The 15,052-nt window shown below is 60.2% G+C and carries 13 protein-coding genes; 2 read left to right on the top strand and 11 right to left on the bottom strand.

Annotated elements, in window-relative coordinates; genetic code table 11:
* Window positions 1–26: 26 nt before the first annotated feature.
* Window positions 27–995 carry a metal ABC transporter ATPase gene (locus QMX86_RS00410; protein ID WP_073471655.1) on the top strand — a complete coding sequence of 323 codons (969 nt, stop codon included), beginning with the start codon at window positions 27–29 and terminating at the stop codon, window positions 993–995.
* Between the two features lie 78 nt (window positions 996–1,073).
* Here the strand turns inward: QMX86_RS00410 and hldE are convergent, their stop codons facing one another.
* The 3 genes from hldE to QMX86_RS00395 all read right to left on the bottom strand — a co-directional run bounded on the left by hldE (window position 1,074) and on the right by QMX86_RS00395 (window position 5,588).
* A complete protein-coding gene (gene hldE / locus QMX86_RS00405) occupies window positions 1,074–2,495 on the bottom strand; it encodes a bifunctional D-glycero-beta-D-manno-heptose-7-phosphate kinase/D-glycero-beta-D-manno-heptose 1-phosphate adenylyltransferase HldE (RefSeq protein WP_282385273.1) in 1,422 nt (473 codons plus the stop codon).
* Window positions 2,496–2,594: 99 nt separating this feature from the next.
* Entirely contained in the window at window positions 2,595–4,400 is a 1,806-nt protein-coding gene (gene msbA / locus QMX86_RS00400) for a lipid A export permease/ATP-binding protein MsbA (RefSeq protein ID WP_016771984.1), read from the bottom strand.
* A gap of 15 nt (window positions 4,401–4,415) precedes the next feature.
* Window positions 4,416–5,588: an O-antigen ligase family protein gene (locus tag QMX86_RS00395; RefSeq protein WP_073471654.1), complete on the bottom strand. Its 1,173-nt coding sequence runs from the start codon at window positions 5,586–5,588 to the stop codon at window positions 4,416–4,418.
* A 150-nt stretch (window positions 5,589–5,738) separates the two neighbouring features.
* On the opposite strand from QMX86_RS00395, the gene QMX86_RS00390 reads away from it, so the two are divergent.
* Entirely contained in the window at window positions 5,739–6,305 is a 567-nt protein-coding gene (locus QMX86_RS00390) for a lipopolysaccharide kinase InaA family protein (RefSeq protein WP_224787295.1), read from the top strand.
* Here the strand turns inward: QMX86_RS00390 and QMX86_RS00385 are convergent.
* From QMX86_RS00385 to QMX86_RS00350, 8 genes are all read right to left on the bottom strand, one after another.
* Window positions 6,300–7,394: a glycosyltransferase gene (locus QMX86_RS00385; RefSeq protein ID WP_282390376.1), complete on the bottom strand. Its 1,095-nt coding sequence runs from the start codon at window positions 7,392–7,394 to the stop codon at window positions 6,300–6,302. The two genes, QMX86_RS00390 and QMX86_RS00385, sit on opposite strands and share 6 nt — an antisense overlap.
* Window positions 7,395–7,448: 54 nt before the next feature.
* The gene (locus QMX86_RS00380; RefSeq protein WP_024011332.1) at window positions 7,449–8,210 is read right to left on the bottom strand and encodes a hypothetical protein; all 762 of its coding nucleotides are present in this window, start codon (window positions 8,208–8,210) and stop codon (window positions 7,449–7,451) included.
* A gap of 54 nt (window positions 8,211–8,264) precedes the next feature.
* Window positions 8,265–9,221, bottom strand: a complete 957-nt coding sequence (locus tag QMX86_RS00375) for a glycosyltransferase (RefSeq protein ID WP_273528647.1) — start codon at window positions 9,219–9,221, stop codon at window positions 8,265–8,267.
* Window positions 9,222–9,302: 81 nt separating this feature from the next.
* Window positions 9,303–10,703 carry a PIG-L family deacetylase gene (locus QMX86_RS00370; RefSeq protein ID WP_282385275.1) on the bottom strand — a complete coding sequence of 467 codons (1,401 nt, stop codon included), beginning with the start codon at window positions 10,701–10,703 and terminating at the stop codon, window positions 9,303–9,305.
* Between the two features lie 8 nt (window positions 10,704–10,711).
* The gene (locus QMX86_RS00365; RefSeq protein ID WP_073471650.1) at window positions 10,712–11,608 is read right to left on the bottom strand and encodes an antimicrobial resistance protein Mig-14; all 897 of its coding nucleotides are present in this window, start codon (window positions 11,606–11,608) and stop codon (window positions 10,712–10,714) included.
* Window positions 11,608–12,738 (bottom strand): glycosyltransferase, encoded by a 1,131-nt coding sequence (locus QMX86_RS00360; RefSeq protein WP_282385261.1) that lies wholly within the window; start codon window positions 12,736–12,738, stop codon window positions 11,608–11,610. The genes QMX86_RS00365 and QMX86_RS00360 overlap by 1 nt, the downstream gene beginning before the upstream one ends.
* Window positions 12,722–14,479: a carbamoyltransferase gene (locus tag QMX86_RS00355; protein ID WP_282385259.1), complete on the bottom strand. Its 1,758-nt coding sequence runs from the start codon at window positions 14,477–14,479 to the stop codon at window positions 12,722–12,724. The genes QMX86_RS00360 and QMX86_RS00355 overlap by 17 nt, the downstream gene beginning before the upstream one ends.
* A 172-nt stretch (window positions 14,480–14,651) precedes the next feature.
* A complete protein-coding gene (locus tag QMX86_RS00350; protein ID WP_282385257.1) occupies window positions 14,652–14,987 on the bottom strand; it encodes a YceK/YidQ family lipoprotein in 336 nt (111 codons plus the stop codon).
* Between the last annotated feature and the right edge of the window lie 65 nt (window positions 14,988–15,052).

Below are 15,052 nucleotides of genomic sequence, written 5' to 3'. Positions count from 1 at the left end.
CCCGCGGCCTTAAGCCAGGAGCCGATATGCCGCGCACGCTCATCCGCAAGAACCCGAGCAACTTCAAGACGCTGCCACTGTTCGTCGAAGCCACGCCCGAAGGCCTGAGCTATCAGAGCGTCGGCATGCCGCTGAACTTCGCCCAGACCCTGCAACGGCGCAAACCGGTCAGCGTCGCCGACAGCGAGCGCTTCGCCCTGGAACTGGCCAACCTCGGCGTGTCCGTGCGCCTGACCTTGCATTGGCAGAATCGCGATTACTGGGTGCTGGTGCGCCAGCGTCGCCAGGATCGCGGCGACGTGGTACTGAAGCTGATTTCCGGCTACGTACCGGCCCATGAGCTGAACATTCCGCTGCACACGGCGATTCAGGAAATTGCCGAAGAGTGCCTGCTGGAAACCCCGGAAGGCTGGCTCGGCGGGCGTTTCAACGACACCTGGTTGCCGGCGCCCTACTCCGCCGCGCTGCATTACCGCGAAGCGCTGCCGTTTCGCCTGACACCGCTGTCCGGTTCGGCACGGCCGGTGCGCTGCGCCAACCTGCAATTGCTGGAGCGACCAAGGGCGTACGTGCATCTGCCGACGGCGTCCCTGCAATTGATCTATGACTTGCGCCTGGATGTGCCCAAGGAGGCGAAGTCCTTGAGCCTGTTTCATGTCGATGAACGCTTGGAGGGTGATCAATTGGTGGCGCGGCTCGATCGCAAACGGCCTGACCTGTATTTGATGCCATTGCACGACGGTCAGCCGCTGCCCGAGTTGTACACCCTGAAAAAGGATCAACTGTATCCGGCCAGTACCCGCGGTCTGTATCTGGCCGAAAGCTTCGCGCGACAGGATGGCTGGCTGGTGCGCGATGAGCGGATTCGCTGGAAGGACTGGTTGCGCCAACAGGGTCTGACGCCACCCGAGAAGGCTACTGGACTGGCACGCCTGCGCGGCAAGGCCAGGCAGCTGCTGAAGAAAATCGTACCGCGCAAGAAAGTGAATTCCTGAAAAGCAAAAAGATCGCAGCCTGCGCCAGCGCCTGAACAGAATTGTGCAGGCGCTGGCGCAGGCTGCGATCTCTTGAGCTTATTGGCCGCGGATCTTTTCCACGATTGCTGTGGTCGAGCTGTTTTCCACCAGCCCCAGCACTTTCACCGTGCCGCCGTAGGCGGTGACGATATCGGCGCCGACTACCTGATCGATGCCGTAATCGCCACCCTTGACCAACACATCCGGCTTGACCTCGCGCAGCAGGTTTTCCGGCGTGCCTTCAGAAAAGCTGATCACCCAGTCCACCGCGCCGAGACCGGCGAGTACCGCCATGCGTCGGTCAACGCTGTTGATCGGCCGGCCCGGGCCTTTCAGGCGGCTGACCGAGGCGTCATCGTTGACCGCGACGATCAGACGATCGCCTTGAGCGCGGGCCTGCTCCAGATAGGTCACGTGGCCGGCATGGAGGATGTCGAAGCAGCCATTGGTGAAGACAATCCGCTCGTTGTGCGCACGGGCATCGTCAACCGCCAGCAGTAGTTGCTCAAGACCCAGCACACCTCGCTCCGAACCTTCTTCGCGCTGAATGGCGCGGCGCAGTTCCGGGGCGCTGATCGCTGCGGTACCCAACTTGCCGACGACGATGCCTGCTGCCAGATTGGCCAGCGCCACGGCGTGCGGCAGTTCTTCGCCTGCGGCAATGGCCGCGGCCAGGGTGGAAATCACCGTATCGCCGGCACCGGTCACGTCGAACACTTCGCGGGCGCGGGCCGGCAGATGCAACGCCGGATGATCCGGACGCAGCAAGGTCATGCCGTGTTCACCACGGGTCACCAGCAGCGCGCCGAGGTCGAGCTCCTGCATCAGGACGGCGCCCTTGCTCACCAGTTCGTGCTCATCGGCGCAACCACCGACGATGGTTTCGAACTCGCTGAGATTCGGTGTGATCAGGCTGGCACCGCGGTAGATCGAAAAGTCCTTGCCCTTGGGATCAGCCAATACCGGAATACCCTTGGCACGAGCGGCCTGGATCAGCGCCTGGTGATTTTTCAGTGCGCCTTTACCGTAATCCGACAACACCAGCACCTTGATGCCTTCCAGGAGTTCGTCGACCTGCGCGGCCAGTGCCAGCGCATCGGTGGCGAACACCTCTTCGAAATCGATACGCAGCAGTTGCTGATGCCGGCTCATGACCCGCAGCTTGACGATGGTCGGTTGATGGGCGATGCGCTGGAACAAGGCGCGCACGCCGGCGCCCTTGAGACTGTTGCTCAGGCTGTCGGCGGCTTCGTCATCGCCGGTCACGCCCACCAGTGATGCCGGTGCACCCAGCGCGGCAATGTTCAGCGCCACGTTGGCGGCACCGCCCGGGCGATCTTCGATCTGCTCGACCTTGACCACCGGCACCGGTGCCTCAGGGGAAATCCGTGAGGTTCCGCCATGCCAGTAACGGTCGAGCATGACATCGCCGACCACCAAGACAGGGGCTTGATCGAATCGCGGCATCGACAATTTCATGGAGCAACCCACATACAAAATGAACAGGGGCGCGATATTAACAGGATCGCGCGCACCGGGAATACACGAGGGTGAGGCTGGCTCACCCTGGTCCGCAGATCAGGCAATGTCTTCGGCCGGAGCATCCAGCCCCATCGCATGCAGCCGCGCGTAATAGCCATTGTGAGCAAGCAATTGGGCATGAGTGCCGCGTTCGACGATCTCGCCCTGATCCATGACGAGGATCAGATCGGCCTTCTCGATGGTCGACAAACGGTGGGCAATCACCAGCGTGGTGCGGCCTTTCATGACATGGTCGAGTGCTGCCTGAATGTGCCGCTCGGACTCGGTATCAAGGGCCGAAGTCGCCTCGTCGAGGATCAGCAGCGGGGCGTTTTTCAGCAAGGCCCGGGCAATCGCCAGACGCTGACGCTGTCCGCCAGACAACAACACACCGTTCTCGCCCACCTGGGTATCCAGGCCCTGAGGCATTTGCGCGATGAAGTCCATGGCAAATGCATCCCTGGCGGCTTTCTCGATATCTTCGCGAGGCGCGCCTGCAAGATCGCCGTAAGCGATGTTGTTGGCGATGGTGTCGTTGAACAGCGTCACGTGCTGGGTCACTTGCGCTACATGGCGGCGCAGATTGCGCAGACGATAGTCCTCGATTTCGACATCATCGAGCAGGATTTCGCCGGTCTCGTGGTGATAGAAGCGCGGAATGAGACTGGCCAGCGTCGATTTGCCGCTGCCGGAACGCCCGACCAGGGCGATCATCTGACCTGGCGACGCGGTGAAGCTGATGTTTTTCAGCACTTCCCGTTCAGTGCCCGGGTAAGTGAAGCTGAGGTTGTTCACCGCCAGATGGCCACTGACCCGATCACGCTCGATCGTGCCGGTATCGATTTCCGGTTCAACGTCGAGTTGCTCGAAAATGCTTTCAGCACCGGCCACGCCTTTCTGAATGGTCGAGCTGACTTCGGACAATTGCCGGATCGGTTTGGGCAGCAAACCGGCAGCCGTGATGTACGCGACCAGATCACCGGCCGTTGCATCACCGCGCAGGAACAACACCAGGAACATCAACACCGCCATGGCGGTGTAGATCACCAGCTGCAGCATCGGCGTATACACCGCGCCGGTCTTGGTCATGCGCAACTGTTTGTCGGTGTTGCTCTGGCTGGCCGCCGCAAAACGCTGCTGCTCATAAGCCTCGCCACCAAAACTGCGCACGACGCGATAGCCTTGAATGGTTTCGGAAGCCACATGGGTGACGTCGCCCATGGCCACTTGAATCTTCTTGCTCTGCTTGCGGAATTTCTTGCTGGTGTTGCCGACCATGAACGCGATCACGGGCAGAATGGCCAGCATCACCAGAGTCAGCTTCCAGTTCATCCACAGCAGATAGGCGAACAGGAAAACCACGGTCAGGCCTTCGCGGATCACCACTTTGATGGCATCGGTGGCGGCGCCGGTGACCATGGTCACGTTGAAGGTGATGCGCGAGATCAGATGACCCGAGTTGTGGGTATCGAAATAGCGGTTGGGCAGTACCAACAGTTTGTTGAACAATTCGATACGCAGGTCATGCACCAGCCCCAACGAAACCCTCGCCAGGTAATAGTTGCCGAGAAACGAGCCAAGGCCCTGCCACGCTGCGATCAAAATGATCAGCAACGGCACAGCCATCAACAGCTGCACGTCTCGCAGATAAGGCACATTGGGGAAGAGCACCGCTTCGGGATTGCTCAGGCCATCGACAAAATACTTGAGAATCCCGGCCAGCATCGGTTGCGTGGAAGCAAAGATCACGAAGCCCACGATACTCAGCAGGAAAAGACCGATATAGGGTTTTACGTACCCCAACAGCCGAAAGTAGATTTTCAGGCTGGATTCCTGTTCCGCTTTGGGCGGTGCGTCAGTCATCGTAGAGCTCACTGGTTAAGAAGAACGCGAAATTTTATCACAAGCGCCGCCATTGGCCCGCGCCCATACCAAAACGCTGGCAAGCCCCAACGGCAGCCAGCTGATGAACCACTCGGCGCGCGGAGTGCCGGTGAGGCTGGCAGCGTCGAACTGCATCGCCAATGTCGAGAACAGCCAGATACCGATGATCCCCCGGGCATACAGCGTTTCCCGAACTTTCCACGCCTGGAAAATCACGCCGAACCAGACGGCAGACCATAACAGCAGTCCCGGCAGACCCAGCACGATCGCGACATGGGTGAACAGGTTGTGGGCGTGATCGAAGGTCATTCCAGACCAGAGCACCCGATAGTCCCCACCCAGACCCAGCCCGCCCCAGGGGTGCTTGGCGATCATATCCAGAGAAGCCATCAGAATCTGCGGACGATACGAGACCCCGCGCGCCAGCACCAACGGCTCGAACAGCCACAGCGCCGCAATCGCCACCACCAGTGCCACGGCTGCGACGATTCGGCTGTGCCGGTCACGGCACCAGATCGGCATGGCCAGGATGGTCAGAAACAGCGCCAACGCCGCACCGCGGCTCTGACTCATCAGGACAAAAACAACCAGCACCGTCAACGCCAGTGCCCAGATCCCTTGCCGCATCAAATCACGCGGCGCCCACAGGGCCAGCCACACGGCCGCGAGGCCGATGACATAGCCGCCGAGGATCGGATGCGCCAGTTCACCCAGACCTTCCACCCGCGCAGACCAGGCGTTGCCGTCAATGACGTAGAACCTGACAATCGCCACCAGCGCCGTCACCGCCAATCCCAGCCCGCCCCACTGCATCAGGCGAATCAACCGCTCGGGGCGTCCGCTGGCAAACACCGGAAAAAACAGCAGGAACACCACGATGTACAACAGACGCTTGGCCTCGCGACCCGTTTCCGGTGCGTTTGTCCATGCCAGACTGATCAGCGACCAGACCAGCAATCCGAGCAACGGCAGGTAGATCCAGCGTTGCTCGTAAAGCACTTCCCTGACGCGATGCCGCGCAGGCCAGCCCAGCAATAGCGCCGGCAACCAGACGAGAGCGACCAGCCCCTGCTGGTAAACCTTGTTGGTGGGCGCTACGGCAATGGCCAGTAAAAACCACAAGAGCCCCGTCGCCATCCATAGTTGCGCCCAGCGTGTTTCCTGCATCAATCTGCTCCTGACAAGGGTTCGCCCATGCGACGCGGCATGGTTAAAATCGAAACTTTTCGGCATCATTGCCCGCTACAACACCCCGCACTTTCGACAAGGCTTCCTACGATGCGATGCTCCCGGCTCTCACAAGCCGCTCTAGACCAAATGATCGACGCCGCCAAAGTGCTGGAAGCGGACAGCTATGGGCCGAAAGTCTACCTGCTGCAGGATGGGAAAATTCTCAAACTGTTTCGTCGCAAAAGGTTTTTTTCATCCGCCTTGTTTCGCCCCTACTCGAAGCGATTCATCGACAATGCCGTCGAGCTGCACAAACTCGGCGTGCCGACCTTGCAGATCCTCCAGTTCTTTCGCCTTGAGAAACCAGGCATGACCGCCGTGCTGTATGAGCCTCTGCCAGGGCAAACGCTGCGCCAGATCGCCGCAAAACAAGGTTTCAACTGGACTCAGGCATTGCCGGATCTGGCCGAGCTGATACGCAGCTTGCACCGCTCGGGCATCTATTTCCGCTCCCTGCATCTTGGCAACATCGTGGTCACGCCAGACAACCGCATGGGCCTTATCGATGTTGCCGACATGCGCTTTACCCGCGGACCGTTGCCAAAGCGCTTGATCAAACGCAACCTGCAACATTTCGCCCGCTATATTGCGCGCGAAAAGCTGAACGACAGCTTTCCGATGCAGGCACTTGAGCGCGCGGTCTTGTCGTCATGAAAACAATGCGCGGGCAGCCTGGCTGAAGCTCGACCAGGCCTCGTCCGGAGCGAGCATCCGGTACTGCTCGGCATTGATCGCTTGAGATGAGGCACCGAAGGCGCGGTCGATGGTCTCGGACCAGGCCTTTGTGTCATTGACCGGGGCATACCAGCCGGCGCTGCCCAGTTGTTCGCTGAACACCTCCAGATCGCTGCACAACACCGGTACGCCGGCCATCACCGCTTCCTGCATGTCCAGACCCAGACCCTCCTCCAGCGAAGGGATCGCCACCCAGTCGAACGCACGATAAAGCTGCGCTGCTTCGTTCAGATGCCCGGTCAGCAAGACCTTGTCGTGCAAGCCAAGCGCGTCGATGCGCTGCTCCAGCGCCGCGCGCTTGGAGCCTTCGCCGATAATGACCAGGCGCAAGTTCGGGCGGCTGTCGAGTGCTGCGGCAAAGGCATCCAGCAGATAGCCGAAACCTTTTTCCGAGACCAGCCGCCCTACGGCGCCCAATACTGGCGCATCGCCTTGCGGCAAACCCAACCGTGTCCGGGCTTGCTCGCGGGTGAACAGGTCAGCGCGAAAAGCCTCAGGATCGAACGCACTTCGCAGCGCGGTGACAGGCATCTGCAGATCGCGGGCCAGTGAATCGGCAAGGGTGCTGGAAACGGCAACCAATGCCAGCCGGGACGCAGGGATTGCCTGGAATAGAGCCTGGTCGCCGGCATTCAAACGCGCCGAACCGTGGAAGATCACTACCGCGCGGATATGCGGCAGTTTCTTGAGGACCGGTAACAACGTGCGTGCGACACCCATGCCGTCCAGCAGCAGCAATCGAGCGTCACTGTCCACGAGCGCCTGGCGAAACCTCGCCCGCATCACGGGTTTGGCCAAACGCCAGAAATGCCGGCCCTTCAGGCGGGCTGACGATAACTGCCACTCCCGGACCTCACCGACATCCACGCCGCACTCGGCTCCCTGCCCCTGGAGGAGCCAGGTTTTGACCACCGCCGACGGCGCAGCCTGAGAGAGTATCTGCTGATGCACTTTATGGATTGATGCGAACGGAGCGCCACCGGCCCACATGATATTGAGAATATTCATAGGGCAGAAAGCCGTTGCACGGATTTGCGGGGACAAGCTGCGCGGTACTCGAACTCAGTTGATGAACCAGCCAATGCAGACTCCCAGCAACAGAAACAAGGCAAATTTGATCTGTTCGCGGCGATTGCGGCGCGCTTTGCGTTCACGCTCGACATCCGTTTGCACATGCAGACCGAAACCGGTGTGCATGACCGCGTCTGCCTCGAGTATCAAGGCGTCCCTGTTCAGTTGTGAGTAGCGCTGTGACAAGGCCTTCTCGCCACCATGGCCGGCGAAAGGCGCACACAACCGATAGTCCTCGAGTCGACGCAACCCAGGGTTCAGCGAGAACCCCTGCCACTCCGGCTTGTCGGAAATCAGCGGATAACACGCAACGCCATCGACAATCTCGCGCGCGCCCAAATGGATGTAAGGACTGTGAACCCGCAGATCGTGATTATAGCTGCGCAACCAGATCTGCAGAATTTCCGGCCGGGCCTGCAGAACGGTCATCGAGTCTTCCACGAACCCTGGACGGTAGAACTCCCAGTCGTCTTCGCAATGAAAGATATAGGGTGTGCTGACCTGCCCGTAGGCCAGGTCGATCGATGCCAACTGGCCCAGCTTCGGACGATTGACGAAGATCGTGCAATGCTCTTTCCAGTGGGCAGGCAGAATCCCGGCAACGCCTTCGTCGCCGGCATCTTCGGTGATGAACACTTCACGAATGGGTGCCGTGTTGTACCGGTCGAAGCTATCGAGAGTGGCCTTGAGCAGATCGAGTCGACCGCAGCTGGTAACCACCAATGTAATCTGGCTTTCTTTGGAAAATTGCACCGAAATCTCGTTAATCAGAAGTCGCCAGCAATATCACTGGCTATATGACACTTGTCAAATGCCCACTTTCAGGCGGATTTTTTCCAGCAGACTCAGCGGCGCCCGCTCACGCAGCGGTGGCTCAAGCTCTTCAACGATGCGCTGACCGATCCGCGCGAAGCTGAATTGCTCCACCGCCAGTTCGCGACCGTTGTCAGCGATGCGTTGCGCCAGTTGCGGATCCTCGCGCAGCGTGGCCAGCTTTTCCTGCAACTGCGCGATCGTCTGATAGAACACCACGTTGTGCATGTCCTGCAAACCCAGCGCCGCAGCTTCGGCGGCGCCTTGATCATAGGCCAGCAGGACGCAGCCGCAAGCCATGGCTTCGAAGTTCTTGATCATGAACTCGCCCATGCCCACGTCCGCGCTGACAAAAAAGCGGATACGGTTGAGCGTTTCCAGGTATTCAGCCCCGGACTTGGTCCGCGTCACCAGCAGCGGCTCGACCTGGCCCAATTCATCCAGCAGTGCCTTGCGGCCGCTGTAGGCCACACTGTTGGTACTGCCGACGAAGGCAAGTTCGATATCCCTCTCGCGCCTCTGGTCCTGCAATTGCGTCTGATCGTAGCCCTTGGGCACGAACACGGCGTCGAAGCCCTCCGAGCGCAGGCGCTCGGTCACCACGAAACCAGAACTGATCACGCGTGCCCACGGCAAACGCCGATAGTGCGCACTGAACTTGCCGGTGTACTTGCAGGGAATGTAATTCTGATAGGCGTCGTGCTCCAGAATCACCAGATTGGGGATGGTGCGAATAAATCCGACCTGACGGATCTCCTGCTTGAAGCGCAAGAAAAACACGATGCGGTCATAACGGGAAACGTCGACTTCGCGGCGAAAGTATCGACGCAGATTGCGCTGCTCGTCACCGCTCAACCAGCGCAGATCGCACTCACAATGGGCGGCGACACCCTCGTACAACCGATCGAGAATGGCCCGTTGATCTTTCTGCACCAGAAATAGAACTTTCATTGTCTTCCTTGCCGCAACAGCAACCCGAGCAAACCTGAACATGCCCGCCCGCAAGAAAGTCTTGCGCGGGCGCCTGTGTCGTTACAAACGCCAGAACAGTTCATGTCGCCGAACCGCCTTGCGGAAAAATTCGTTTTCGCCATAAGGCGAACCGGAGCGCCCAGCCAGCAATCGCTGCAGGCTGCGACGCAAGCGACGCTTGAACGGCGCAGGCGGCTGCAAGTCATGCATCATGCCCAGGGCCATGGCTTTGTCACGCTGCTGCTCTGCGGACAACGCCAGGCATACAGGCTGCACCGGCACGCCAGCATCAAAGGCTGGCGGCAGAGCCACGCCTTCACCACTATTACCCATCGGCCACCGGTCGTTATCGTGCAGGTGGTTGGCATAACCGAGCAGCGTCGGCTGCCAGTCCAGACCTTTCAACACTTCAAGCACAGCCTGCTGCGCGCAGATGTGGTCAGGATGCGGGTCGAGCGCCGGATGCGGCAGCACGATGACGTCCGGACGCGCGCGCAGCATCGTTTCGCGCAGATCGGCCAGCAGATTGTTCCAGGTCGGCGCGCCATCGGCGTCCCCCGGGAGCACAAATGGATTGAATTGACGGAACAGGCGGGTATCGCTCAAGTCCGCTTCGCGCGAGCCCACCGGTTGATTCGGGTTGTCACGCATCGCGGCCAGTTGCAGGCAGAAATAGCCCAACTGCACGCAGCGTTCCTGGGGGACACCGGCCCATTGCGGCACGGTGAGGCTGTCCCAGGCGCGCAAACGGCCCTTCAGCTGCGCGGCGTCGACCTTGCTCATGCCCATCTGCTGATAGTGTTCGGCCTCGATTTCACCAGCAGTCAGGGTAACGATCCAGGCTTCATCGGCCTGACTGTACAAGCCGAACGCCGCCAGTTCCGCATCATCCGCGTGAGGGGCGATGACCATGACCCGCTGACGACGGTAATCGGCGTGTTCCAGCGCCCACAGCACCGGCTCGCCCGACACTCGACAGAAACGGCCACGCAGACGCAACACTCCTTCGGACAACGCTTGCGCCTGACCGCTGAGGTTCAGATAGCGCAGGCCGCCGACACCGCGCTCAAAGGTTTGCACGTCAGGATTGGCGCCGCCCGATAACGCGATACAAGGATCGAGAAAGCGCCCCAGCCAGGTGCTTTTGACCCGCACCGCCAGGATCAGCGTAGCGTCATCGGCCAGCATCACACCTTCATCCAGACGCAACTGCTCGCCGTGCAGATGAACCTTCGGCTGCGGCGTATAGGGCGGGAAGCTGTACTGATAATCGTCGCTCGGGGCGTAGAACAGATGATCGGCAAACCACGCTTCATGGGCGATCCAGCCGCCGATCAGCAACACCGGCGCCAGCCACCAGGCGACCAGCACGCTTAGCGCGATGATTGCGGCCAGCGCGACCAACATAGCCACGCGCTTGTTGCGTCGATGGCGCTTGAGCAATTGCTGTTTGCGGCTCATGGTCTGGCTCATACGGTGAACACCGGCACAGGGTTGCACCAGCGGTCCTTGTACTCACGGTCAGCGCGCCCGAATGAAAAACGCAGCGGCTTGCCGAGTGCCCGTGCGTGTTCCCAGGCGCTTTGCGTATTGAGAAAGCTCAGCACGCTGCCGGGGCTGAACTCGCGGGTTTCGGGATCCACGCCGCCATTCACATATTCGACACTGATCCATTCCGGCGCCTCGACGCGGTAGACCAGTTGAATCGCAATCGGCGCATCGTTGAGGAAAATGACCGAGCCGATCAACAGCTCGCGCAGCAACTCGATGACCTCGGCCATGCGCGCCGCGCCGGTGGCCGGAAAACCCCAGCGGCGCTGGAACAGATCGCAATACATCGCGGCCAGCTCGACGCTGGAGAACTCGCTGACCGCTCGCACCACGCCGCCCGCTTCTTCCAGCAGGCGCAATTCGCGACGCTGGTTATAGCGGAATTTTTTCGACAATTCTTCCGGCGTGCGGGCCATAGCCAGCTGTTCTGCCTGCAACTTCAGGCCACTGAAACGGCTTTCGTTGAGCGCCGACAAATAGCGCGCCCGATGACGCAGCGGTGCCTGAGCATCGACGGCGGCAGGCAGAATCAGCTCGGCATTGCCGAGGTCGAACAGGCCTTTCTTGCCGTTGCGTTTGAGCACGTCCTTGGACAGAGCCAGGTCGCGCCCCCAGGTAGCGATGGCGGCTTTAACCTCGCCCTGCGGCTGCCAGGCCAGATAACGCACCGGGATCCCGGCCAGGTCCGCCAGGCGCTCGATGACCAGCGGATGCGTCGCGACACTGCCGCCATAACGTTGCCAGGCAGTGGCGTAGGTCGAGGCGTCAACGGGCGACCAGCCACGTTCGCGCCAGCCTTGAAATCGGTTGAGCATCAGCCCCTCGTTGCCAGATCGGTAACTGGCGGCAGGCGCCAGAAGGTCTCGCGCACCGCACGGTCGGAGAAACGCTCATGCAGTCGCTCAAGCATCATCTGTGCACATTGACGACGCTGCGGCTCATCCATCGCGGCCAGGTGTTGCAACCCTTGAGCCAGATGTTCGGCATCGCCGAGTGGAAACAGAATGCCCACCCCCTCCACCACTTCCTTCGCCCCGCCGCATGCGGTGGCCAGCAACGGTAAGCCGGCGGCCATGGCCTCCAGCAGCACCATGCCGAACGGCTCGTGATCGGAGCTCAGGGCAAATACATCGAAGGCGCGAAAGTAGTTGCGCGCATCAGGCACCTGACCGAGAAACAGCACTCGATCGGCAATCCCCAGCTCGCGCGCCAGCGCCTTGAGATCCTGCTCCAGACGACCGCTCCCGAGAATGGCCAGCTGACTGTTGTCCGGCAGGCCTGGCAGCGCCTGGGCAAACCCGCGCAGCAACGTGGCCTGATCCTTGTCCGGGTGCAGGCGGCCGACGTTGCCGACGATCCAGGCATGCGGCGACAGCCCGAGGATCTGCCGCGCTTCTTCGGAAGGTACCTGACGGGCTTGCAGTGCAGGCACATCGATGCGGTTGTACAACGTCTGGATTCGGCTTGCCGGCCATTTCGGCAGGCAGCGCCGCATGTCGTCGCGCACCGCATCCGACACTCCGAGCAGGCTCAGGCGCTTGCGGAAAATATGTGCGAAGAGCTTGCGCGTGCCACGCTGGTAATCGCCGAATGCGTGGTGCACACCAATCACTGGCAGCGATGTGCCGAGCAAGGCGATATAGATCGGCTTGAAGCGATGGGCGATGCAAAGACTGAAATTGCGTGAGGCGACGATCTTGCGCAGATCGCCGATAGCCCCCAGTTTCAGGCCCCGAATGGCCTTGGAACTGTACTCCATGAACAACACTTCATCGGAAGCGCAGGCTGCGGCCACCTCGCTATCGGCGGCCCCGGTCAGAAACACCGTGGTCACCCGATAGCCGGTGCCGGCGAACAGGCTGGCGTACTGCCGTGCGCAGTCCAGGAACGGCCCGTCATAGCCGTGACAGAACTGCAGCACATGGCGTTCAGCCGAGCGAGTCATAAGCGTTCGCGCCCTCTTTGACCACCAGAATGTCTTCCATGATCAGATATTGCAGGTCAGAGCCGAAAAACATGTTCAGGGCGTCGGTCGGCGAGCAGATCATCGGCTCGCCACGACGGTTGAGCGAAGTGTTCAGCGACACGCCGTTACCGGTGAGGTTTTCCAGCGCCTTCATCATGTCGTAGTAGCGCGGATTGTATTCGCGCTTGAGCACCTGGGCCCGGGAAGTGCCGTCTTCATGGACAACTTCCGGCACGCGGGTTTTCCATTCTTCGGCGACTTCGAAGGTGAAAGTCATGAACGGCGCCGGGTGATCGATCTTGATCATCTGCGGCGCGACGGTGTCGAGCATCGACGGGCAGAAAGGCCTCCAACGCTCGCGGAACTTGATCTGGTGGTTGATGCGGTCGGCGACACCGGCCACGCTCGGGCAACCGATGATCGAACGGCCACCCAGCGCCCGCGGGCCGAATTCCATGCGGCCCTGGAACCAGGCTACCGGGTTGCCATCGACCATGATTTTGGCGATCTGCTCGGGCATGTTGTCGAGCTTGCGCCAGGTCGGCTTGTTCTCGTGACGGGCGCAGGCGGCAATCACGTCCTCGTTGCTGTACGACGGACCAAGGTAGACGTGTTCCATCTTCTCGACCGGCACGCCACGGGCGTGCGACACGTAAGCGGCAGCGCCGACTGCGGTGCCGGCATCGCCGGACGCAGGCTGTACGAACAGCTCTTTGATGTCGTCGCGGGCGATGATTTTCTGGTTCAGCTTGACGTTCAACGCACAGCCGCCGGCGAAAGCCAGCTTGCCGGTTTCCTTGAGCACGTCGCCCAGGTAGTAGTCGATCATCTGCAACGCCAGCTTCTCGAACAGCGCTTGCATGCTCGCGGCGTAGTGGATGTAAGGCTCGTCGGCGATGTCGCCTTCGCGCTTCGGACCCAGCCACTCGATCAGCTTCGGCGAGAAGTAGAAGCCTTTGCCCTTCTCTTTATAGCGACGCAGGCCGATCACGTTGGCGTAGTCGGTGTTGATCACCAGCTCGCCATTTTCGAACGAGGCCAGACGCGAGAAATCGTACTTGCTGGCATCGCCGTATGGCGCCATGCCCATGACCTTGAACTCGCCGTCGAGCATCTCGAAACCGAGGAACTCGGTGATCGCGCCGTACAAACCACCGAGGGAATCCGGGTCGAAGAATTCCTTGATCTTGTGGATCTTGCCGTTTTCGCCGTAACCGAAGAAGGTCGTGGCGTATTCGCCTTTACCGTCGATGCCGAGGATTGCGGTTTTTTCCTTGAAACCGGAGCAGTGATAAGCACTGGAGGCGTGTGCCAGGTGATGCTCGACCGGCTCGATCTTGATTTTCTTCGGATCGAAGCCCAGTTGTTCGAGGCACCAGACGATCTTGTTGCGATAGCGCTTGTAGCGACGGTTGCCCATCAGGATCGCATCAAGAGCACGATCCGGGGCGTACCAGTAGCGCTTGGCGTAGTGCCAGCGGGCCTTGCCGAACAGGCTGATCGGAGCGAAAGGAATCGCCACCACATCAACGTCGGAAGGTTTGATACCGGCCTGCTCGAGGCAGAATTTCGCCGATTCGTAGGGCATGCGGTTCTTTGCATGTTTATCGCGTACGAAGCGCTCTTCCTCAGCCGCCGCGACCAGCTTGCCGTCGACGTACAAGGCTGCGGAGGGATCATGGCTAAGGGCGCCGGACAGGCCAAGAATCGTCAATGCCACAGGGGTCTAGCCTCTTTAGTCTGCATGCAGGCGCGATGCGCCTTGAAAATTGATGTGCCCTCGCACAGGGCGAGTGACAGCTAAAGGGCGGGATTATAGCGTAAACATGACGGGAATTACCTTGTGCGAATTGCCACCTGCACGATTGGTCCGAATCAACAGGTTCAACGACTCAATAGCCGTCTTTGCGCCAGTAAATACTCAGATTTGAATCGGTAATCTGCCGATAGACCGTGTAAGGCAGCGAAAGCGTATCGAACACGGCGGACAGCGGAAGATCGAACAACACGAAGGGCGCCAGCATACCCGTAGGATCGGGCGGCGCATTCAAAGTGCAAAAATCGAAGGCCACGCCACTGTAGATGCGCGGAATCGATTGGCAGTAGGTCTTCTTTTTGCGCAAGTCGCGGGCAGCATCGGCGTCGGCCTGTAACACGGTTGAGACACTGCCACAGCCTGAGAGCACCACAGAAATTACGCCCAGCATCAGAATTTTTTTCATGCTCAAGATTCGCCCTCCGAGATCGTCAGGCAAATTAGCATCGAGCCCGAGCAGGGCACAGTTCATGGCTT

The organism is Pseudomonas sp. PS01270 (genome assembly GCF_029959775.1).
In the GTDB taxonomy this organism is placed as follows: domain Bacteria; phylum Pseudomonadota; class Gammaproteobacteria; order Pseudomonadales; family Pseudomonadaceae; genus Aquipseudomonas; species Aquipseudomonas atacamensis.
Note: the sequence above shows the minus strand (reverse complement) of the source record. Positions and strands in the feature narration are given on the sequence as shown.